This is a genomic window from Rubellimicrobium thermophilum DSM 16684, assembly GCF_000442315.1.
In the GTDB taxonomy this organism is placed as follows: domain Bacteria; phylum Pseudomonadota; class Alphaproteobacteria; order Rhodobacterales; family Rhodobacteraceae; genus Rubellimicrobium; species Rubellimicrobium thermophilum.
Map to the genome: position 1 here is coordinate 23,828 of NZ_KE557327.1, position 20,496 is coordinate 44,323.

The 20,496-nt window shown below is 69.9% G+C and carries 17 protein-coding genes and 3 pseudogenes; 9 read left to right on the forward strand and 11 right to left on the reverse strand.

Going from position 1 to position 20,496, the window contains the following annotated elements; translation table 11 throughout:
• Positions 1–20: 20 nt before the first annotated feature.
• Entirely contained in the window at positions 21–1,127 is a 1,107-nt protein-coding gene (gene aroC / locus RUTHE_RS15100) for a chorismate synthase (RefSeq protein WP_021099368.1), read from the forward strand.
• Between the two features lie 163 nt (positions 1,128–1,290).
• On the opposite strand, the gene RUTHE_RS15105 is transcribed toward aroC, so the two are convergent.
• The 4 genes and pseudogenes from RUTHE_RS15105 to RUTHE_RS15120 all read right to left on the reverse strand — a co-directional run bounded on the left by RUTHE_RS15105 (position 1,291) and on the right by RUTHE_RS15120 (position 5,528).
• Positions 1,291–1,650 carry a PRC-barrel domain-containing protein gene (locus tag RUTHE_RS15105; RefSeq protein ID WP_021099369.1) on the reverse strand — a complete coding sequence of 120 codons (360 nt, stop codon included), beginning with the start codon at positions 1,648–1,650 and terminating at the stop codon, positions 1,291–1,293.
• 151 nt (positions 1,651–1,801) lie between these two features.
• Positions 1,802–2,089 carry an HU family DNA-binding protein gene (locus tag RUTHE_RS15110; RefSeq protein ID WP_021099370.1) on the reverse strand — a complete coding sequence of 96 codons (288 nt, stop codon included), beginning with the start codon at positions 2,087–2,089 and terminating at the stop codon, positions 1,802–1,804.
• 144 nt (positions 2,090–2,233) lie between these two features.
• Entirely contained in the window at positions 2,234–3,733 is a 1,500-nt protein-coding gene (locus RUTHE_RS15115) for an AMP nucleosidase (RefSeq protein WP_021099371.1), read from the reverse strand.
• Positions 3,730–5,528, reverse strand: a pseudogene (locus RUTHE_RS15120) (adenine deaminase). The gene RUTHE_RS15115 and the pseudogene RUTHE_RS15120 overlap by 4 nt, the downstream one beginning before the upstream one ends.
• 260 nt (positions 5,529–5,788) lie before the next feature.
• Between RUTHE_RS15120 and RUTHE_RS15125 the strand changes: the two are divergent.
• A complete protein-coding gene (locus tag RUTHE_RS15125) occupies positions 5,789–6,595 on the forward strand; it encodes an LOG family protein (RefSeq protein ID WP_051150500.1) in 807 nt (268 codons plus the stop codon).
• 58 nt (positions 6,596–6,653) lie between these two features.
• Here the strand turns inward: RUTHE_RS15125 and RUTHE_RS15130 are convergent, their stop codons facing one another.
• Together RUTHE_RS15130 and RUTHE_RS15135 are read right to left on the reverse strand one after the other, a co-directional pair.
• Complete coding sequence (locus RUTHE_RS15130) at positions 6,654–7,889, reverse strand: aspartate kinase (RefSeq protein WP_021099375.1); 1,236 nt, start codon at positions 7,887–7,889, stop codon at positions 6,654–6,656.
• A 481-nt stretch (positions 7,890–8,370) separates the two neighbouring features.
• Positions 8,371–8,793 carry a DUF1178 family protein gene (locus RUTHE_RS15135; RefSeq protein ID WP_021099376.1) on the reverse strand — a complete coding sequence of 141 codons (423 nt, stop codon included), beginning with the start codon at positions 8,791–8,793 and terminating at the stop codon, positions 8,371–8,373.
• 419 nt (positions 8,794–9,212) lie between these two features.
• Between RUTHE_RS15135 and RUTHE_RS18775 the strand changes: the two are divergent.
• Both RUTHE_RS18775 and RUTHE_RS15140 read left to right on the forward strand, forming a co-directional pair.
• Positions 9,213–9,687 (forward strand): annotated as a pseudogene (locus RUTHE_RS18775) (glutathione peroxidase).
• Positions 9,681–10,835, forward strand: a complete 1,155-nt coding sequence (locus RUTHE_RS15140; protein ID WP_051150501.1) for an arginase family protein — start codon at positions 9,681–9,683, stop codon at positions 10,833–10,835. Before RUTHE_RS18775 ends, RUTHE_RS15140 begins: the two are co-directional and overlap by 7 nt.
• 1 nt (position 10,836) lies before the next feature.
• Here the strand turns inward: RUTHE_RS15140 and RUTHE_RS15145 are convergent, their stop codons facing one another.
• Positions 10,837–11,193: a winged helix-turn-helix domain-containing protein gene (locus RUTHE_RS15145; protein ID WP_021099378.1), complete on the reverse strand. Its 357-nt coding sequence runs from the start codon at positions 11,191–11,193 to the stop codon at positions 10,837–10,839.
• Positions 11,194–11,245: 52 nt separating this feature from the next.
• Positions 11,246–12,511, reverse strand: a complete 1,266-nt coding sequence (locus tag RUTHE_RS15150) for a DNA polymerase IV (RefSeq protein WP_021099379.1) — start codon at positions 12,509–12,511, stop codon at positions 11,246–11,248.
• A 234-nt stretch (positions 12,512–12,745) separates the two neighbouring features.
• On the opposite strand from RUTHE_RS15150, the gene RUTHE_RS15155 reads away from it, so the two are divergent.
• Positions 12,746–13,645, forward strand: coding sequence for an SPFH domain-containing protein (locus tag RUTHE_RS15155; RefSeq protein ID WP_021099380.1), 900 nt, complete (start codon positions 12,746–12,748; stop codon positions 13,643–13,645).
• Complete coding sequence (locus tag RUTHE_RS15160; protein WP_021099381.1) at positions 13,642–13,914, forward strand: NfeD family protein; 273 nt, start codon at positions 13,642–13,644, stop codon at positions 13,912–13,914. Before RUTHE_RS15155 ends, RUTHE_RS15160 begins: the two co-directional genes overlap by 4 nt.
• Before the next feature lie 130 nt (positions 13,915–14,044).
• Here RUTHE_RS15160 and RUTHE_RS16580 read toward each other — a convergent pair whose 3' ends face one another.
• Positions 14,045–14,248: a hypothetical protein gene (locus tag RUTHE_RS16580; protein ID WP_021099382.1), complete on the reverse strand. Its 204-nt coding sequence runs from the start codon at positions 14,246–14,248 to the stop codon at positions 14,045–14,047.
• Between the two features lie 222 nt (positions 14,249–14,470).
• Positions 14,471–15,178 carry an orotidine-5'-phosphate decarboxylase gene (gene pyrF, locus RUTHE_RS15170; protein WP_021099383.1) on the reverse strand — a complete coding sequence of 236 codons (708 nt, stop codon included), beginning with the start codon at positions 15,176–15,178 and terminating at the stop codon, positions 14,471–14,473.
• Between the two features lie 177 nt (positions 15,179–15,355).
• On the opposite strand from pyrF, the pseudogene clpB reads away from it, so the two are divergent.
• Positions 15,356–17,975 (forward strand): annotated as a pseudogene (clpB, locus tag RUTHE_RS15175) (ATP-dependent chaperone ClpB).
• A gap of 69 nt (positions 17,976–18,044) precedes the next feature.
• Here clpB and RUTHE_RS15180 read toward each other — a convergent pair.
• Complete coding sequence (locus tag RUTHE_RS15180; protein WP_245542270.1) at positions 18,045–18,449, reverse strand: fasciclin domain-containing protein; 405 nt, start codon at positions 18,447–18,449, stop codon at positions 18,045–18,047.
• 363 nt (positions 18,450–18,812) lie between these two features.
• Here RUTHE_RS15180 and msrP point away from each other — a divergent pair, with 363 nt between their 5' ends.
• Together msrP and msrQ are read left to right on the forward strand one after the other, a co-directional pair.
• Positions 18,813–19,709 (forward strand): protein-methionine-sulfoxide reductase catalytic subunit MsrP, encoded by an 897-nt coding sequence (gene msrP, locus RUTHE_RS15185; RefSeq protein ID WP_021099387.1) that lies wholly within the window; start codon positions 18,813–18,815, stop codon positions 19,707–19,709.
• Position 19,710: 1 nt separating this feature from the next.
• On the forward strand, positions 19,711–20,328 hold the full coding sequence (msrQ, locus tag RUTHE_RS15190; protein WP_021099388.1) for a protein-methionine-sulfoxide reductase heme-binding subunit MsrQ: 618 nt from the start codon (positions 19,711–19,713) through the stop codon (positions 20,326–20,328).
• The last annotated feature ends 168 nt before the right edge of the window (positions 20,329–20,496 follow it).

The window sequence follows — 20,496 nt, forward strand, 5'->3', positions numbered from 1 at the left end:
TGCGCAACGGAGCCTGTCCCATGAGCCTCAACCAGTTCGGCCATCTTCTGCGCGTTACCACCTGGGGCGAAAGCCATGGGCCGGCCATCGGGGCGGTCGTGGACGGGTGCCCGCCGGGGCTTCCCCTGTCGGAGGAGGATATCCAGCCCTGGCTGGACCGGCGCCGGCCCGGCCGGTCGCGCCTGACGACCCAGCGGCAGGAGGCGGATCGCGTGCGCATCCTCTCCGGCGTCTTCGAGGGGCGCACGACCGGCACCCCCATCAGCCTTCTCATCGAGAATACCGACCAGCGGTCGAAGGATTATGGCGAGATCGCCCGCCGCTTCCGCCCCGGCCATGCGGATCTGACCTATCACCTCAAATACGGGCTGCGCGATTACCGCGGCGGGGGGCGATCGAGCGCCCGCGAAACCGCCGCCCGCGTCGCCGCCGGGGGCGTGGCGCGCGTCCTGCTGGCCGCCCTGGCGCCGGGCCTGCGGATCACCGGCTACATGGTGCAGATGGGCGACAGGCGCATCGACCGCGCCCGCTTCGACCCCGCGGAGATCGAACGCAACGACCTGTGGTGCCCCGATCCGGTGGCCGCAGCCGAATGGGCCGACTATCTCGAATGGCTGCGCCGGGACGATCACAATTCGGTGGGAGCGGTGATCGAGGTGGTCGCCGAAGGCGTGCCCCCAGGCCTCGGCGCGCCCGTCTATGGCAAGCTCGACGCCGATCTGGCCGCCGCCTTCATGGGCATCAATGCCGTGAAGGGCGTCGAGATCGGCGCCGGCTTCGCCGCCGCCGCCCTGACCGGGCGCGACAATGCCGATGCGATCTTCCGCGATCCGGACGGAAGCCTGCGCTTCGGCTCCAACCATGCCGGCGGGATCCTCGGCGGCATCAGCACCGGCCAGCCGGTCGTCGTCCGCTTTGCCGTCAAGCCGACATCCTCGATCCTCTCGCCCGTGCCCTCGGTCGATCTGGACGGCCAGCCCGTCGAGGTCGTCACCAAGGGGCGTCACGATCCCTGCGTCGGCATCCGCGCGGTTCCCGTGGGCGAGGCGATGATGGCCCTGGTGCTGGCCGATCATCTGCTGCTGGACCGCGGGCAGACCGGCGGGCAGCGCGGCCGCATCGGCTGATCCCCGGTCGATCGGCCGGGGGGCGCCGGGGGCGGGACAGGCCGCCAGCCCGCCCGGCAGCCAGACCCGGCAGCCAGACCCGACAGACGGACAGGCCGCGCGGCCCTGCCGCACAGCCTGCCGGACGCCGGATCCGTTCCCTGGAGGGATCCGCCCCCGGATCTCAGATCCAGTAGGGCGGCACGCCGTAATGGCTGTAGGCGCGCTCTTCCCAGGAGCGGTCGCGATACCAGTCGTCCTTGCGTTCGGGCGCGTTGCGCAGCTGCTCCTCGGTGATGTCGGTCCGATAGCCGCCAAGGCGCGTGTCATAGCGCAGCTTGGTCCAGGGGATCGGATGGTGATCCTCTCCGATCCCGAGGAAACCGCCGAAGGACATCACCGCATAGGTGATCCGGCCGGATTCCTTGTCGATCACCAGGTGATCGATGGTGCCGATGCGCCTGTCGTCGGCCCCGTAGACGGCGGTCCCGTTCACGCGGTCCGAGCTGATGACGGTGCTGCCGGTCGTGTCGTAGTCGAACATGATGCTTCCTCCGGGCACTACTGCCAGTTGCTGTTGCCCGGACAACAGCCGGAGGAGGACAATGTTCCCCGCCATGCGGCGGGTCGGCAGAAGTCTGCCGGGGCGGCCTGACCCCGGGGGAACCGGGGCTGACCGCCCGATCGCGGCGGGATCAGCGGTTGATCGAGTCCTTGAGCGCCTTGGCGACCGTGATCTTCACGACCTTGTCGGCCTCCTTGCGGATCTGCTCCCCGGTCGAGGGGTTGCGGACCATCCGCTCGGGTCGCTCGCGGCAATAGATCTTGCCCACACCGGGCAGCGTGACGGCGCCGCCCTGGGCGACCGTCTCGGTGATGATGCCGGTCAGCGCATCGAGCATGGCACCGGCCGACTTCTTGTCGCTGCCCGTCCTGCTGGCCAGCTCGGCCACGAGCTGCGCCTTGGTCATCTGATTGGCCATCGGATGTCTCCTGCTGTCTGTCTGTGCGTCTGTGCGGATGTCCGCTGCCCGCTCTCCTGCGGGCGTCTGCGGGGTTCATGCTGGAGCGTCATCCGCGTGCCTTGTCCAGCACAAAAGCGCCCGATTCCGTGGAAACGCTGCAATTCACAGGAAGGCCGTTTCCGTGAAGCTACGCAGCTTGCGGCTGTGGAGCCGCTCGAGCGGCATCTCGCGCAGGAACTCCATCGCCCGGATGCCGATCAGCAGATGCCGCGCCACCTGGGTGCGGTAGAACTCCGAGGCCATGCCGGGCAGCTTCAGCTCGCCATGCAGCGGCTTGTCGCTGACGCAGAGCAGCGTCCCGTAGGGCACGCGGAAGCGGAAGCCGTTGGCGGCGATGGTGGCGCTTTCCATGTCGAGCGCGATGGCCCGGCTCTGGCTCAGGCGCGCCACGGGGCCGGACTGGTCGCGCAGCTCCCAGTTGCGGTTGTCGATGGTCGCCACGGTGCCGGTGCGCATGATGCGCTTGAGGTCGTATTCCTCGAGGGCCGTCACCTCGGCCACCGCCCGCTGGAGGGCGATCTGGATCTCGGCCAGGGCGGGGATCGGCACCCAGACCGGCAGATCGTCGTCGAGCACATGGTCCTCGCGCAGATAGGCATGGGCGAGGACGAAATCCCCGAGGCGCTGGGAATTGCGCAGCCCTGCGCAATGGCCGACCATCAGCCAGGCATGCGGGCGCAGCACGGCGATATGGTCCGTCGCCGTCTTGGCGTTGGACGGCCCGACCCCGATATTGACGAGGGTGATGCCCTGCGCCCCCTCGCGCTTGAGGTGATAGGTGGGCATCTGGGGCAGCTTGGCCGGCAGGGGCAGGGGGGCATCGGGCGTCTCGATCACGGCATTGCCCGGCCCGACAAGGGCCGTATAGCCCGAATCCGCCCGGCCCAGCTGCTGGCGCGCATAGGCCTCGAACTCCTCGACATAGAACTGGTAGTTGGTGAAAAGGACGTGGTTCTGGAAATGTTCGGGGTCGGTGGCCGTGTAATGGGCCAGCCGGGCCAGGGAATAGTCCACCCGCTGCGCCGTGAAGGGGGCCAGCGGGATGGACCCGTCCGGATAGCGGAATCCGTCGCCATTGACGATGTCGTCATGCATCGTGCTCAGATCGGGCACGTCGAAGACATCGCGCAGGGGGAACTCCATCGCGCCCTCCTGCGGCACGGCCAGCCCCCCTTCGCCGCTGCCCACGGCGAAATGGATCGGGATCGGCGTCGAGGACGGACCGATCGTCACCGGCACGCCGTGATTGCGGATCAGCAGGCCGATCTGCTGTTCGAGATAGGCGGCGAAGAGGCGGGGGCGGGTGACGGTGGTCGAATAGATGCCCGGTTCGGCCACATGGCCGAAGGACAGGCGCGAATCGACGGGCTGGAAGCTCGAGGTGACGAAGCGGATCTCCGGATAGACGGCCCGCACGCGCCGCTCCGGGCGCCCATGGCGCAGCGCGGCGGCAAAGCGGTCGCGCAGGAAGGCCGTGGAGGTGTCGTGCAGCAGGCAGAGCCGCTCCACGGCCGCGCGCGGATCGGTGAAGGCCTCGGGGGCGGGCAGATCGGGACTGTCGAAGGAGGATGCGTCGAAAACCGTCGGCGCGCGGAATGTCATGTGTTGCCCTCGAAGAGATCGACAAGGGTGAAGCGGCGCACATCCACCAGCCCCAGATCGGTGAGCCGCAGCTCGGGGATCACCGCCAGGGCGAGCAGCGAATGCTGCATCACCGCATTGTTGAGCGCACAGCCCGTCGCCGCCATCGCCGCGACAAGGGCCTGCGCCTGTCCGGCGACCACAGCCGCCGGGGCGTCCGACATGAGCCCGGCGATGGGCAGGGGCACGCAGGCGGTCTCGGCGCCGTCCTGCCAGAGGGTGATGCCGCCGCCCAGTTCGGCCAGGCGGTTGGCGGCACGGGCCATCAGATCGCGGTCGGTGCCCGCGACGAGCAGGTGATGGCAGTCATGCGCGACGCTGGAGGCGATGGCCATGCGCCCGCGATAGCCGAAGCCTGCGACGAAACCGCGACCGATGCGCCCGCTGGCGCGGTGCCGTTCCACCACCGCCAGATGTGCGACATCCCCTTCCGGTTCCACGAGGCCGTTCCGCACCGGCAGGTCGACCGACAGCGCCCGCGTCGGGGCCTGGTTCTCGACGACGCCGATGACGCGCACCCGCAGGCGCTCGCGCCCGTCGGGGGCGGGGATGGCGAAATCCCCGGCCTCGAGGGGCGGGCCAAGCGGATGCTGCGGCGCACATCCTGTGGCCAGTCGAGCCGCGGACAGTCGGCCAGCAGCCGCCCCCCCTCGGCCACCAGGCGGCCCCTGGCCCAGACCCGCTCGATGGGCAGCCCGCGCAGGTCGGAGGTCAGGATCATGTCGGCGCGGCGGCCCGGCGCGATCGAGCCCAGCTCGCGTTCGAGGCCGAAATGGGTGGCGGTGTTCACCGTGGCCATCTGGAGGGCCACCAGCGGATCGAGCCCGCAGGCGATGGCATGGCGCAGCACCCGGTCCATGTGCCCCTCATGGACGAGGGTGCCGGAATGGCAGTCGTCGGTGCACAGGATGAAGTTGCGCGGATCGAGGCCGCGCCGGGTGATGGCGGTGATCTGGGCCTCCACGTCGTGCCAGGCCGATCCGAGCCGCAGCATCGCCCGCATGCCCTGCCGGACGCGGGCCACCGCATCCTCCTCGCGCGTGCCTTCGTGGTCGTCGGCGGCGCCGCCGGCGGCATAGGCGTGGAAGGCGGGGCCCAGATCGGGGCTGGCGTAATGGCCGCCCACCGTCTTGCCCGCCCGCATCGTCGCGGCCATCTCTGCCAGCATGCGGGGATCGCCCGCCACCACGCCGGGAAAGTTCATCATCTCGCCCAGGCCGATGATGCCGGGCCAGGTCATCGCCTCGGCGACATGGGTTTCGTCGATCGCAAAGCCCGTCGTCTCCAGCCCCGGCGCCGAGGGCGCGCAGGAGGGCATCTGCATGAGCATCGAGGCAGGCTGCAGGATGGCCTCGTCATGCATCAGCCGCACGCCCCGCAGGCCCAGCACATTGGCGATCTCATGGGGATCGCAGACCATCGTCGTGGTGCCATGGGGCAGGACGGCGGCGCAGAACCCCGCGGGGGTGAGCATCCCCGATTCGACATGCATATGTCCGTCGATCAGGCCGGGGATCAGGAATTGCCCCGCGGCCTCCACCACCTCGGTGCCCTCGCCGATGCAATGCGAGGCGTCGGGGCCCACATAGGCAAAGCGGCCCTGCGCGACGGCGACCTGCCAGCCGGGCAGCAGCTCGCGGCTCTGGACATTGGCAAGGGTGGCGCCGCGGATGACGAGATCGGCCGGGGCGCGGCCGGCGGCGACGGCGACAAGGCGGGGGGCGCAGTCGGCCCGGGAAGGGAAAGGCTGGTCCATGCTTCATATGCTCTGTCCCTGCGCCGCCGCGCAAGGGCGGGGACGGGTTGCGCCGGGGGGGGCAGGGGTGGCATGGGGGCGCCCGACCCGCAGGACCGCCACAGCCCTCGTCACAGCAGAAGGAGATGCGCATGACCGGACCGGCCGAGGACGACCTTCCGCCCGAATTCCTCGGCATCCCGCCCGGGGCCTCCGGCACGCCGGCACATGACGAGGCCGGGCGCGCCCATCCGTTCCGCGACAGCGTCGAGGATCGGGAGATGGCCGAGCAGATCCCCGACACGCCGCAGACCCGCTCGCCGGCCTATCGGCTCGCCTTCGCCGACGAGGACTTCCTGCTGCGCGAGGACCTGCGACCCGTGCGCCTCCAGCTCGAGCTGCTCAAGCCGCAGCTCCTGCAGGACGAGGCGGGGATCGAATCCACCATCGTGCTGTTCGGCGGCGCACGCATCCCCCCGCCCGAGGCGGCCCACACCGCGCGCACGCCGGTCCTCGCCGGGCTGTCGCGCTATTACGAGGAGGCCCGCCGCTTTGCCCGCCTCGCCACCGAGGACTCGCTGATCCGCAGCCGCGGCCGGCGCGGCGTCATCGCCACCGGCGGCGGGCCGGGCGTCATGGAGGCCGGCAATCGCGGTGCCCAGGAGGCCGGAGGCCGCAGCATCGGCCTCAACATCGTGCTGCCGCACGAACAGGCGCCCAACGCCTATGTCACGCCGGAACTCTGCTTCAACTTCCACTACTTCGCCATCCGCAAGATGCATTTCCTGATGCGGGCCGAGGCGGTCTGCGTCTTTCCCGGCGGCTTCGGGACGATGGACGAGATGTTCGAATCGCTGACCCTGATCCAGACGGGGCGGATGGCGCGCGTGCCCTTCCTGCTCTTCGGCCGAGACTGGTGGGACAGCATCGTCAACTGGCGCGGGCTCGCCGAATCGGGAACCATCTCGCCCGAGGATCTCGATCTCTTTGCCTATGTCGAAACCGCCGAGGAGGCGCTCGAGCGCATCCGCCTCTGGCCGGGCAAGGGCGAGAAGCGCGAGATCATCCCCGGCCGGACAGGCGGCTGAGCCGGCGGCCGGGGGCGGCCGGGGGGGGACGGGGGGGGACGGCGGCCGGCGGCCCCGGTCAGGCCGCCCGGTCGAGCCCGAAGGCGTCGTGCAGCGCCTGCACGGCCAGTTCCATGTATTTGCGGTCGATCAGGACGCTGATCTTGATCTCGCTGGTGGTGATGACCTTGATGTTGATGTTCTCGGCCGCGAGCGCCCGGAACATCTGTGCGGCGACCCCGGCATGGGACCGCATGCCGATCCCCACCACGCTGACCTTCGCCACGCCCTGATCCTCCACCAGATCGGCAAAGCTGTAGTCGCCCCGGGCGCGGGATTCCTCGATCGCCTTCCGGGCCCGCAGGACCTGATCGGTCGGGCAGGAGAAGGTCATGTCGGTGCGGCCGTCCTCGCTGATGTTCTGGACGATCATGTCCACATTGACCCCGGCTTCGGCCAGCGGGCCGAAGATCGCCGCGGCGATGCCGGGCCGGTCGGCGACCGAGGTCAGCGTCAGCTTCGCCTCGTCGCGCGAAAAGGCGATGCCCGCGACTGCCTTGCTTTCCATGATGTCCTCCTCGTCGCAGACCAGCGTTCCCTCATGCTCCTCCTCGGCCAGCGAGGAGAGCACGCGCAGTTTCACCTTGTAGCGCATGGCCAGCTCGACCGAGCGCGTCTGAAGCACCTTGGCCCCGAGCGAGGCCAGCTCCAGCATCTCCTCGAAGGCGATGCGGTCGAGCTTGCGCGCCTTCTCGCAGATGCGGGGATCGGTGGTATAGACCCCGTCCACATCGGTGTAGATGTCGCAGCGCACGGCATCGAAGGCCGCGGCGAAGGCCACCGCCGTGGTGTCCGATCCGCCCCGCCCCAGCGTCGTGATCCGCCCCTCGGGACTGATCCCCTGAAAGCCCGCGACGACCGCGACCTTCATCCCTTCGCGGAACTTGCGCAGGATGTTGTCGGTGGGGATGGCCTCGATGCGGGCATGGCCATGGGCCGAGGTCGTCTGCACCGGCACCTGCCAGCCCTGCCAGGACCGCGCCGGGATTCCCATCTCCTGAAGCCGCAGCGCCATCAGCCCGGCGGTCACATTCTCCCCCGAGGAGGTCACCGCGTCGTATTCGCGCGCGTCATAGAGCGGGGCCGTCTCCTGCACCCAGCCGACGAGCTTGTTCGTCTCCCCCGCCATGGCAGAGACGATGACGATCACCTCATGGCCCCGTGCGACCTCGCGCGCCACGCGCTTGGCCGCACGGTGGATGCGGTCGAGATTGGCGACGGAGGTGCCGCCGAACTTCATCACCAGGATGGACATGGAGAAGGCCCCTTTCGGCCCGCCCCTCTAGCGCGGGGTCCGGGCGGGGGCAACGGGGGGGCGACGGCCGGGAGGGCGGGCCGACCCGGCAGAAATGTGTCCTTCCGGCAACAGTCCGGGGGCATCCGGGGTCCGGGGGGCGTCAACCTCCCGCGCGGATCGAGGTGTTAACCGAATCGTAACCTTTCCATGGCAGAACCGGAGCCGGAACCGCCCTGCGGGTTCCCTGGCCTCCCGCCGCCGGCCAGGGCGCGCAGGCACGCCGCAGACAGGAACCGGACAACGACGACAGGAGAGACAACAGGACGAACAGGAAGCCAGGACACCACCCCCAGCATGGACGACACAAGAGTCCAGCATGGACGACAGGAGAGGGAGCTGCCCCGATCCGGCCCCGCGGGTTCTGCTCTGTCCGGGATGCACCGGGCCGATGCGCCGGGCTGTCCCCCGCCCGGGAGATCCGGGGGGGGCGTCGCCGGCCTCAGTTCGTCTGGCGGCGCGGCATGAAGGGCAGCGGGGCCACGGGAATCCCGTCCTCGATCAGCGAGCGCGCCTCTTCGGGGCGGGCCTCGCCCCAGATCGAACGCTCGGGGGCGCGCCCTTCGTGGATCGCCCGGGCCTCGGCGGCGAAGGAGAGGCCGACATAATCGCTCTTCTCCTCGATCTGCCGCCGGATCTCGGCCAGCAGGGCCTCACGCAGGTCGCGCGGGGCGGACAGGGGCGGGGGCTCATCGGGCGATGCGGAGGTCACGGCCGGCGCCATCAGCGCCTTCTCGACCCGCGAGGATCCGCAGGTCGCGCAGGACAGAAGACCCCGCGCCGCGAGATCATCGAAGGCCGAGGCGGAGGCGAACCAGCTGTCGAAGGCATGGCCCTCCGCGCAGATGAGGCTGTAGCGGATCATGGCCGCTCCGGTTATCCTCCGTCGGTGAGGCTTGTCGTCCTGCAACAAACATAGGCCGGCGCCGGGCGGACGCAACGGGGCCTGTGCCCGCCGGGTCTGCCGGGCCACGGGCCTGATCCGGTCTGCCCCCGCCGGCGTAGAAGAGTCGCCGGAAATGAGAGGGGCGGCAGCGCAGGGATCGCGCCAGAGCGGGCGCCGCCGGGCGCCGAGGGGGCGGCAGAAATGGTCAGGCCGGTCGGGCTGCCGCGGGGCGGCCGGCATGGCGGAAGGCGGACCGCGGACGGAGACAACCGCAGGAGAACCGGAGGAGGAGAGAGGGGATGCGGTCTCGCGTGACGGCCCTGGTGACGGCTCTGGTGACGGCCCTGGGCCTTGTCCTTGCTTCTGCAGGGGGTGCCCGGGGAGAGGAGGAGTCAGGCATGGCGGTGCCGGGGGATTTCCGCTTCGCCTCGATCGACGGGGGCGAGATCGGCTTTGCCGACTGGGCCGGCCGGCCGGTCCTGGTGGTCAACACCGCCTCGCTCTGCGGCTATACGCCCCAGCTCGCCGATCTCCAGACCCTGTGGGAGGAATATGGGGCGCGCGGCCTCGTGGTCCTGGCCGTGCCGTCCGACAGCTTCCGTCAGGAGCTGGGCAGCGAAAGGGAGGTGAGCGAATTCTGCACCCTGCAATACGGCCTCACCCTGCCGATGACCGCCATCACCCCGGTTGTCGGGGAACAGGCGCATCCCTTCTATCGCTGGCTGGCCCGGACGGCGGGTTTCGTCGCCCCGCTGGAACTTCCACAAGGTCCTGATCGGCCGCGATGGGCAGGTCCTCGGCAGCTGGGGCCCGGGCGAGAGGCCGACGGGACAGGCGATTCGCCGGGCTGTGGAGGCGGCGCTGGGATCCTGACGGCCTGCCCTGCCGGGGAAGGCCCGGGGCCGGTCTTCATCGGCTCGGAGATCTATCGCCGTTCGGGCTACGGCCCCTGGCATCCCCTGCGCATCCCGCGCGTGAGCACCGTGACGGATCTGGTCCGCGTCCTGGGGTGGCTTTCGCCCTCGCGCTTCCGTGCGGCGCCCTGCGCCCGGCCGGCCGCGCTGCACGCCTGGCACAGTCCGGCCTATGTGGCGGCCCTCGAACGGGCCGAGGCGGAACAGGCCGTGGACGCGCAGACCCGCGTCCGCCATGGGTTGGGGACAGTCTCGAACCCCGTCTTCCCCGGCATGTTCCGCCGCCCGGCGACGGGCGTGGGGGGGGTGATGCTGGCCGCCGCACTGCTGCGCGGGGGCGGGGTGGTCCATGTCCCCGGCGGGGGCACGCATCATGGCCTGCCGGATCGGGCCAGCGGCTTCTGCTATCTCAACGATCCGGTCTTCGCGGTGCTTGCGCTGCGGGCGGGTGGTGCGGCGCGGGTGGCCTATGTGGATCTCGATGCCCATCACCCGGACGGGGTGGAGCTGGCCTTTGCCGGCGATCCCGCCGTGCTGGTCCTGTCGGTGCATGAGGAGGGCCGCTGGCCCGGCACCGGAGCGCTGGAGGATTGCGGGGCGGGCGAAGTCTGGAACCTGCCGGTCCCGCGCGGGCTGCATGACGACGACATGGCCCGCATCCTCGATGCGCTCGTGCTGCCGGCGGTGGAGCGTTTCCAGCCCGATGCGGTCGTGCTCCAGTGCGGGGCCGACGGTCTGCTCGAGGATCCGCAGTCCCGCCTTGCGCTGTCCAACAATGCCCATGTCCGGGCGCTGCGGGCCCTGCGGCCGCTTTCCCCGCGTCTGATGGTCCTGGGCGGGGGCGGCTACAATCCCTGGTCCGTCGGCCGGGCCTGGGCGCGGCTGTGGGGAGAGATCCTGGGACAGCACGCGCCGGGCCGCCTGCCGCCCGAAGCCGAAGCCGTCCTGCGCGGCCTGCGCTGGGCGCGCCCCGGCGGAGGGCGCTTCGTGACCCCGCAGGAAGCCTGGGTGACGACGCTCGAGGATCCCTGGCGGGGCGGCGCTGCGACCGAAGGCGTGGCCGAGCGGCTTGCGGTCCTGCGGGCGCGGCTGTCCACCTGGATCTGAATCAGGGTTCCGAGGGCCCCGCGCGGTCGCGGATCGCGGCAAGATAGGGGGCCCCCTCGGTCAGGATCAGCCTTTCGAGCGCGCGGAAGGAGGCCAGCACCGCCTCTCCTTCCCGTGTCAGCCGCGCCCCGCCCCCGCCCTCGCCGCCTCGCGACAGCTCCACGAGGGGGGCGCGGAAGGCCCGGTTCGCCTCGACCACCAGCGTCCAGGCGCGCCGGTAGCTGAGCCCCATCGCCGCCGCCGCCGCGGCCACCGACCCCGTCTCGCGGATGCGGGCGAGAAGTTCGGCCTTGCCCGGGCCGAAATGTGCCGCCCCGCCAAGAAGGATACGCAGATGGACAGGACCGGGGACAGGCATGGCGGCAGCATCGGCAGAAGGACGGGCGGGCGCAAGGGCCTGCAGGGCCTGTTCAGCGCAGGGCCCGGCCCTTGAGGATCGCCCCCTGGCCGAACCGGGCGCGGATCGCATCGGCGGCGCGTTCGGCCGCCTCGTGCCGGGCAGCGAGGGGGTCGAGAAGGTCCCGGTCGCGGTCGGCCTGCGCGGCCGGAGCGATCTCGGCCAGCCCGACCCCGATCAGACGGAAGGGCCCCGGATCGGCCACCTGATCGAGCAGGATCCGCGCCGCGCGATAGAGCCGCTCGGCCAGCTGCGTGGGCTCGCGCAGCGCGCTGCGCCGGACGAGCAGGCTGTGATCCGCGCGCTTGAGCCGGAGCAGGACAAGACGCCCCGCAACCGCCCTGGCCTTGGCCCGGGCCGAGACCTTCTCCGACAGCCGCCACAGATGCCCGGCGAGTGCGTCGCGGTCGGCGATGTCCTCGGGAAAGGTCGTCTCGTTCGAGAGGCACCGGGGATCGCGCTCGGGGCACACGGGCCGGTCGTCCTCGCCCCGGGCCAGATGCCATAGCCTCTCTCCCGCCACGCCGAAGCGGGCCCGCAGCGCCTGCCGGTCCCGGTGCAGCAGATCGCCGATGCGGTGGATGCCGGCCTGGGCGAGGGCCGCCTGGCCGGCCGCGCCGATACCCCACAGCAACCCCACCTCCTGCCGGGCGAGAAAGCCGGGCGCATCGGAGCGCCCCAGAACGGAGAAACCGCGCGGCTTGTCGAGATCGGAGGCGATCTTGGCGAGGAACTTGTTGTAGCTGAGCCCCACCGAAGCGGTCAGACCCAGGTCACGCTCGATCTCTCGTGTCAGGCGGGCCAGCAGGACCGCCGCGGGCGCACCATGGAGCCGCGTCGTGCCGCGCAGGTCCAGGAAGGCCTCGTCGAGCGAAAGCGGCTCGACCCGGTCGGTGAGGGCCTCCATCCGGTCCCGGATGGCGCGGGAGACCGCAGCATAAGCGTCGAAGCGGGGACTGATCACGACCGCATCGGGGCAGAGCCGGCGCGCCTCGAACATCGGCATGGCCGAGCGGACCCCGCGCAGGCGGGCCAGATAGCAGGCCGTGGAGACGACGCCGCGCCGTCCCCCGCCGACGATCACCGGCCGGTCGCGCAGGGAGGGGTCGTCGCGCTTCTCGACCGAGGCGTAGAAGGCATCGCAATCGACATGGGCGATCTCCAGCGACCACAGTTCCGGGTGGGACAGGATCCGCGGCGATCCGCAGCCGGGGCAGCGGCGCGGAGGGGCCGCGGCCCCGTCGAATCGGGCCAGACAGTCGCGGCAGAGCGCAGGCATGCCTCAGGATAGCGCGTCCCGGGCATTTGTTCAATATATGTTCTATATATGTTCATTATTTGATCCAGAATGCGGCATGGATCAGGCGGCCGGGCCGGCGAGGGGCTGCGCCTGGGCGGCGGGCCCGCCCCATGGCGGGAGAGACGAGCAGAGGGGCCTCAAGCATTTCGTGCTGGACCGGGCCGCGCCCTGTCATATCCTCGGATACCGCAAGACAGTTCCGGACGCTTTCGCATGCCTACCCAGGAGTCTTCAGACCTCGCCTCGGGCACGTCGATCGTGCTTGTCTTCCTGGCCCTTCTTGTCCTTCTTGCCCTCATCCGCGGCATCCGCGTGGTGCCCCAGTCGGAGAAATTCGTCGTCGAACGCTTCGGGCGGCTGCGTGCGGTGCTGAGCCCGGGCCTCAACCTGATCGTGCCCTTCCTCGATCGCGTGGCGCACAGGGTCTCGATCCTCGAGCGGCAGCTGCCCACATCCAAGCTCGACGCGATCACCTCGGACAATGTGCTCGTCTCGGTGGATACTTCGGTGTTCTACCGGATCGTCGAGCCGGAGAAGACGGTCTATCGCATCCGCGATATCGATGCCGCGATCGCCACGACGGTGGCGGGGATCGTCCGCTCCGAGATCGGGCGGATGGAGCTTGACCATGTGCAGTCGAACCGCGCCCAGCTCATCGCCGCGGTCAAGGCGCAGCTGGCCGACCAGGTGGACGACTGGGGGATCGAGGTGACGCGGGCCGAGATCCTCGATGTCAATCTCGACGAGGCGACGCGCGCGGCCATGCTCCAGCAGCTCAATGCCGAGCGGGCGCGCCGGGCGCTGGTGACCGAGGCCGAAGGGCGCAAGCGCGCGGTGGAGCTGCAGGCGGATGCCGATCTGTATGCCGCCGAGCAGCAGGCCAAGGCGCGCCGCATCGCCGCCGATGCCGAGGCCTATGCGACGGCCGTGGTCGCCGAAGCGATCGGCCGCAACGGCATCGAGGCGGCGCAGTATCAGGTGGCCCTCAAGCAGGTGGAGGCGCTGCAGGCGCTGGGACAGGGCGAGGGGCAGCGGGTCATCGTCGTTCCTGCATCCGCCCTCGAGGCCTTCGGCGATGCCTTCCGCTTCTTCGGCGGGGGAGGCCGGGCATGAGCCTGTGGGCCATCTGGTGGGTCTGGGTCGTGCTGGCCGTCCTGCTCGGGATGATCGAGGTGCTGCTGCCGGTCTTCGTCTTTCTCGGTTTTGCGGCCGGGGCGCTGGCGACCGGGGTCCTCGTGGCGCTGGGGCTGGATCTCGGTCTGGGCGGCACGCTGCTTCTCTTTGCGCTGCTCTCGGGGGCGGGCTATCTCGGCCTGCGCCGCGCGCTCGGGCGGCAGGGCGGCCGGATGCGCATCATCCGCCGCGACATCAACGATGACTGACGCCTCTCAACCCCTTCCCCGGAAAACCGCGACGGCAAAACCGCGACGGCGCGCCCCGGTAGGCCCGGGAACGCGCCGTCCGCATGCCCAGCGGGCCACGGTCGCCGGGCATGCGGGCCGCCGCCATCCCTCAACGGGGACGGAGACGGCCGGAGTCGGACTGGCGCAGCGCCGCCTCGGCCAGTGCCGCCGCGATCCAGTCGCGCGGGGCGCCGGCCGGCCCGCAGACACGGGCCGGATAGCGGTAGGTGATGCCGTCCCGTGTCACGTCCACCCGGCCCTCATAGACGCCGCGCAGCGGATCATAGGTCATCGACTTGAGCCGCACTGTCATCCTGTCTTTCCCTGATCCTGTTCACGAGGGACAACGAAGGAGAGGCGGAAAGGTTGCATGGGACGGGCCGGCCCGGTTCCCGCCGGGCCCGGCAGACGGCGCCGGCAGCCGGGCGCGACGGCATCCTGGCGCCGTGCCGCCTGGCAGGGCCATCGGATGGGGCAGGGGATGCTGCCCGAAAGGGCGGGCCCTCTTCGCCGGGCCCCCGTCCGCGCAGGCCTCTCAGGGCAGGGTGGCGAGGATCGCCTGCACGGCGGCCGCCGGATCCGCGGCCTGCCAGACGGGCCGCCCGACGACGATGTGATCGGCCCCCGCCAGAAGGGCGGCGCGCGGCGTCTCGATCCGCTTCTGATCGCCCATGGCCGCGCCCTCGGGCCGGATGCCGGGGGTGACGATCAGCCGTCCCCGGGCCTCGGACAGGGCGCGGATCGCCCTCGCCTCGCGTGCGGAGGCAATGACGCCATGGGCCCCCGCCGCGAGCGCCCGGGCGGCGCGCTCGATCGCGATCTCCTCCACCGTTCCCGCGCGGATCAGCCCGGCATCGAGATCGGCCCGGTCGAGCGAGGTCAGCACGGTGACGGCCAGGATGCGCAGAGAGGATCCCGAGGCCCCCTCGGCAGCTGCCCGCACGACCTGCGGATCGCCATGGACGGTGAGAAAGTCGAGGTCGAAGCGCGCCAGCCCCCGCACCGCCGCCTCCACCGTGGCGCCGATATCGAACAGCTTGAGGTCGAGGAACACCCGCTTGCCGCGTTCGTCCTTCAGCTCTCGCGCCAGGGCGAGTCCCCCGCCCGTCAGCATTCCCAGGCCGACCTTGTAGAAGGAGACCGAATCCCCGAGCCGGTCGGCCAGGGCCAGGCCCGAGAGCACATCGGGCAGATCGAGGGCGACGATCAGGCGGTCATCGGCAGGCAGGGCGGCATCGGGCATGGCGGAACTCCCCGGGGGCACGCGCGGCAGGCGCGCGGGGGCAGCTAGGCCGGGACAGGGGGGCGCGGCAAGCCCTTGCGGGAGCGTCATGCCCTTACCACATCTGCGCACGAGGTCCCGGGGGCCGTGCCGCAGGGGGCGGGCGGTCCCGATGGGGTGCTTGCGAAAGGAGTCAACATGAACCTCGAGAAGTTCACGGAGCGGTCGCGCGGTTTCCTTCAGGCTGCCCAGACCATCGCCACCCGCGAACATCACCAGCGCATCCTGCCCGAGCATCTGCTCAAGGCTCTGATGGATGACGAGCAGGGCCTGTCGGCCACTCTCATCGACCGGGCCGGGGGCTCTTCGGTCCGCGTGCGCGAGGCCGTGGATGCTGCCGTTGCCCGTCTGCCAAGGGTGACGGGCGATACCGGGCAGATCTATGTCGATCCGGCGCTGGGCCGCGTCCTCGACGAGGCGGAGAAGCTGGCCCAGAAGGCCGGTGACCGCTTCGTCCCGGTCGAGCGGATGCTGCTGGCCCTGGCGATGGTGAAATCCCGCGCGAGCGAGGCGCTCGAGGCGGGGGCCGGTCACGGCGCAGCGGCTCAATGCCGCGATCAACGATCTGCGCAAGGGGCGCACCGCCGACACGGCCAGTGCCGAAGAGGGCTATGACGCCCTCAAGCGCTATGCCCGCGACCTGACCGAGATGGCCCGACAGGGCAAGATCGACCCGATCATCGGCCGCGACGAGGAAATCCGCCGCGCCATGCAGGTGCTGAGCCGCCGCACCAAGAACAACCCCGTGCTGATCGGCGAACCGGGCGTCGGCAAGACCGCCATCGCCGAAGGGCTGGCCCTGCGCATCGTCAATGGCGATGTGCCCGAAAGCTTGCGCAACAAGCGGCTTCTGGCGCTCGACATGGGGGCGCTGATCGCGGGTGCGAAATACCGGGGCGAGTTCGAGGAACGGCTCAAGGCGGTCCTCAAGGAGATCGAGGCCGCGGCCGGCGAGATCATCCTCTTCATCGACGAGATGCACACGCTGGTCGGTGCCGGCAAGGCCGACGGGGCCATGGACGCCGCCAACCTGATCAAGCCGGCTCTTGCCCGCGGAGAGCTGCACTGCATCGGGGCGACCACGCTCGACGAATACCGCAAGCATGTCGAGAAGGACGCGGCCCTCGCCCGGCGCTTCCAGCCGATCTTCGTCAACGAACCCACCGTCGAGGACACGGTCAGCATCCTGCGCGGCATCAAGGAGAAATACGAGCTGCATCACGGCGTGCGCATCTCCGACAGCGCGCTGGTCGCGGCGGCGACGATGAGCCATCGCTACATCACCGACCGCTTCCTGCCCGACAAGGCGATCGACCTGGTCGATGAGGCGGCCTCGCGGCTGCGGATGGAGATCGACAGCAAGCCCGAGGAGCTGGATGCGCTCGATCGCCAGATCCTCCAGCTCCAGATCGAGGCGGAGGCCCTCAAGAAGGAGGACGATGCCGCATCGAAGGAGCGTCTGGCCCGCCTCGAGAAGGAGATGGCCGAGCTGCAACAGCGCAGCGCGGAGATGACGGCCCGCTGGCAGGCCGAACGCGACCGGCTCGAATCTGCCCGCACCGTCAAGGAACGGCTCGATCAGGCGCGGTCCGATCTCGAACGCGCCAAGCGGGAAGGCAACCTCGCCGAGGCGGGGCGCCTGGCCTATGGCGTCATTCCGGGTCTGGAGCGCGAGCTGGCCGAGGCGGAATCCTCCGAGGGCCTGATGGTCGAGGAGGTCGTCCGGCCCGAGCAGATTGCCGAGGTCGTGGAGCGCTGGACCGGCATCCCCACCTCGAAGCTGCTCGAGGGCGAGCGCGAGAAGCTTCTGCGCATGGAGGAGGAGCTGGGCAAGCGCGTGGTCGGCCAGAGACAGGCGGTGACCGCGGTCGCCAATGCCGTGCGCCGCGCGCGCGCGGGCCTTCAGGACGAGAACCGGCCGCTCGGCAGTTTCCTGTTCCTGGGCCCCACCGGCGTCGGCAAGACGGAGCTGACCAAGGCGCTGGCCGAATATCTCTTCGACGACGACCGCGCGATGGTGCGCATCGACATGTCGGAGTTCATGGAGAAGCATGCGGTGGCCCGTCTGATCGGCGCGCCGCCCGGCTATGTCGGCTATGAGGAAGGCGGCGTTCTGACCGAGGCGGTGCGGCGCCGGCCCTATCAGGTCGTGCTCTTCGACGAGGTGGAGAAGGCCCATCCGGACGTGTTCAACGTCCTCCTGCAGGTGCTCGATGACGGGCAGCTCACCGATGGGCAGGGCCGCACCGTGGACTTCAAGCAGACGCTGATCGTGCTGACCTCCAATCTCGGCAGCCAGGCGCTGAGCCAGCTTCCCGAAGGGGCGGATTCCAGCCTGGCCAGGGCACAGGTGATGGAGGCCGTGCGGGCCCATTTCCGGCCCGAATTCCTCAACCGCCTTGACGAGATCGTCATCTTCGACCGGCTCGACCGGGCCGACATGGCGAAGATCGTGGAAATCCAGCTCAAGCGGCTCGAGAAGCGGCTTGCGGCCCGCAAGATCACCCTCGATCTCGACGAAAGCGCGAAGCGCTGGCTGGCCGAGGAGGGCTATGATCCGGTCTTCGGGGCGCGCCCGCTCAAGCGCGTGATCCAGTCGGCGCTCCAGGACCGGCTCGCTGAGGCAATCCTGGCCGGAGACATCCGGGACGGCGACAGCGTGCCGGTGACCGTCGGGCCGGAGGGCCTCATGGTCGGCAATCGCGTCGCCGGCAGCCGCCGCGAGCCGCCGCGGCCCGCCACCGCCGTCGTGCACTGATCCCGATGGCAGATCCCCCGGCAGAGCGATCCGCCGGGGGATCCGTCCTGCGCGAGGGCTGCGGAAGGATCAGCCTTCGGGCGGCAGGATGACGGCGTCGATGACGTGGATCACGCCGTTCGAGGCATCCACATCGGGCTGGATGATGTTGGCGCCGTTGATCTTCGGCCCGCCCTCGAGCGTGAAGGTCACCTCGGCGCCGTTGACCGTGGCGGCGGTCATCCCTTCGCTGAGGTCCGAGGACATCACCTCGCCGGGGATCACGTGATAGGTGAGGATCGCCGCCAGCGCCTCGGGATCGGCCAGAAGGCCTTCCACGGTGCCCTCGGGCAGGGCCGCGAAGGCCTCGTCGGTGGGGGCGAAGACGGTGAACGGCCCTTCGCCCTTCAGCGTCTCGACAAGGCCTGCGGCCTCGACGGCGGCCAGCAGGGTCGTGAAGTTGCCCGCCGCGGTGGCGGTCTCGACGATGTCCATCCCATGGTTGTCGGCCAGGGCAGCGGTGCCGAAGGCGAAGGCGGTGGCCGAAACGGCCATGATCATACGCATCGTTCAGGCTCCTTGTGATGGAATGCCCGGCATGGGCATCGCCATGGTTACGGGCCGGCAGCAGGGGCGGATCAGACCTGTATCCCCGGACCGGCGCCGATGCGCGGCGCCCCGCCGGCTGCACGAAGCCGCGAGCGGGTGAAACTCCGGCGGGCAGAGCTCCGTGGATCGTGCGATGACAGACAGGGCTTGCGGCGTCATCCTGATGGCGGGTGGTGATCCGCCATCCGCAGGGTGCCGCCCGCCGCCCGGCTGATGCGGATGACGACGAACGGCAAGGGAGACAGGGCCATGGCGCGTCGCTGGACGAACGACCTGACGCAGGCGGATGTGACCCCCCGCGCGATCTGGATGAACCGCAGACAGATCCTGGCCGGGGCGGCCGGGCTCGGCCTGACCGCCGTTCCGGCGCGGGCGGCTGCGGAGCTCGAGCCCAACACGCTCGAACAGATCCGGAACTACAACAACTTCTACGAATTCGGCTATGACAAGACCGATCCGGCCCGGCATGCCGGGGCGATGGTCACCCGGCCCTGGACCATCCGCGTGGACGGCCTTGTGGAACGTCCCGGCGACTATGCCCCCGAAGAGCTTCTCGCGGGGCTGGAGGTGGAAGAGCGCATCTATCGTTTGCGCTGTGTCGAGGGTTGGTCGATGGTGATCCCCTGGAACGGGGTCGAACTGGCCGATGTGCTTGCGAAGGTGGGGGTGCGGGACGGCGCGCGCTTCGTCGCCTTCGAGACGACCGTCCAGCCCGAGGCGATGCCGGGCGTGCGGCGCCGGGTGCTGGACTTTCCCTATCTGGAGGGGTTGCGGCTCGACGAGGCGCTTCACCCCCTGACGATCCTCGCGACCGGGATCTATGGCGAACCCCTCGCCAATCAGAACGGCGCGCCCATCCGGCTGGTCGTGCCGTGGAAATACGGGTTCAAGTCGATCAAGTCGATCGTGCGGATCAGCCTGACGGCCGAGCAGCCGCCGACGACATGGAGCCGGACCAGCCCGCAGGAATACGGCTTCTATGCCAATGTGAACCCCCATGTGGATCATCCCCGCTGGAGCCAGGCCAGCGAACGGCGGATCGGCGGCGGCCTGTTTGCCGGGCGGATCCCGACCCTGATGTTCAACGGCTACGAGGCCGAGGTCGCCGCGCTCTATGAGGGCATGGATCTGGTGGAGAATTTCTGAGATGTCCGCCCCGGGCTCGGTCGCGGCGCTGCCCCTGGTCCAGCGCCTCAACGGCATCCTGCGCCGTCTGCCGGCCTGGCCGCTCTATCCACTGGGCGCGGCCTGGATGGCCTGGCTCTTCTGGCGCGCCCTCAGCGGCGTTTCCGTGGAGCCGATCGACTGGCTCGAGAGGGCCTATGGAGAGACGGCGCTTCAGCTTCTCGTAGCGGGCCTTGCCGTGACGCCGCTGCGCCGCTTCACGGGGCTGAGCCTGCTGCGCTTCCGCCGTGCGCTGGGGCTGCTGTGCTTTGCCTTCGTCCTGGCCCATCTGACGGTCTGGGCGATTCTCGACGTGCAGGCGCTTGATGCCGTCTGGGCGGATATCGTGAAGCGACCCTACGTCACGATCGGGATGACGGCCTTTCTGCTGCTGCTGCCGCTGGCCCTGACATCGAACGACTGGAGCATCCGGCGGCTCGGCGGGGCCGCCTGGCGGCGGCTGCATCGTCTGGTCTATCCGGCGGCGGTGCTGGGGGCGGTTCACTATGTCTGGCTTGCGCGGGGCTTCGCGATCGAGCCGCTGGTCTATCTGGCGCTGATCCTCGGGCTTCTGGCCCTGCGACTGCCGCGCCGCGCCTGATTCCCGGCCGCGCCGGTCACGCATCCGCGATCAAGCCTGTCCGTTCAGGCCGAGCTGTTCTGCAAGCTTCTGATATTCTGTCGATTTACCGGAAGGACAAAAAATATGCAGGTTTCGTGACGCTCCCTCTTGCATCTGGTGTGTGTGGTTCGTAGATAGCGCGTCACC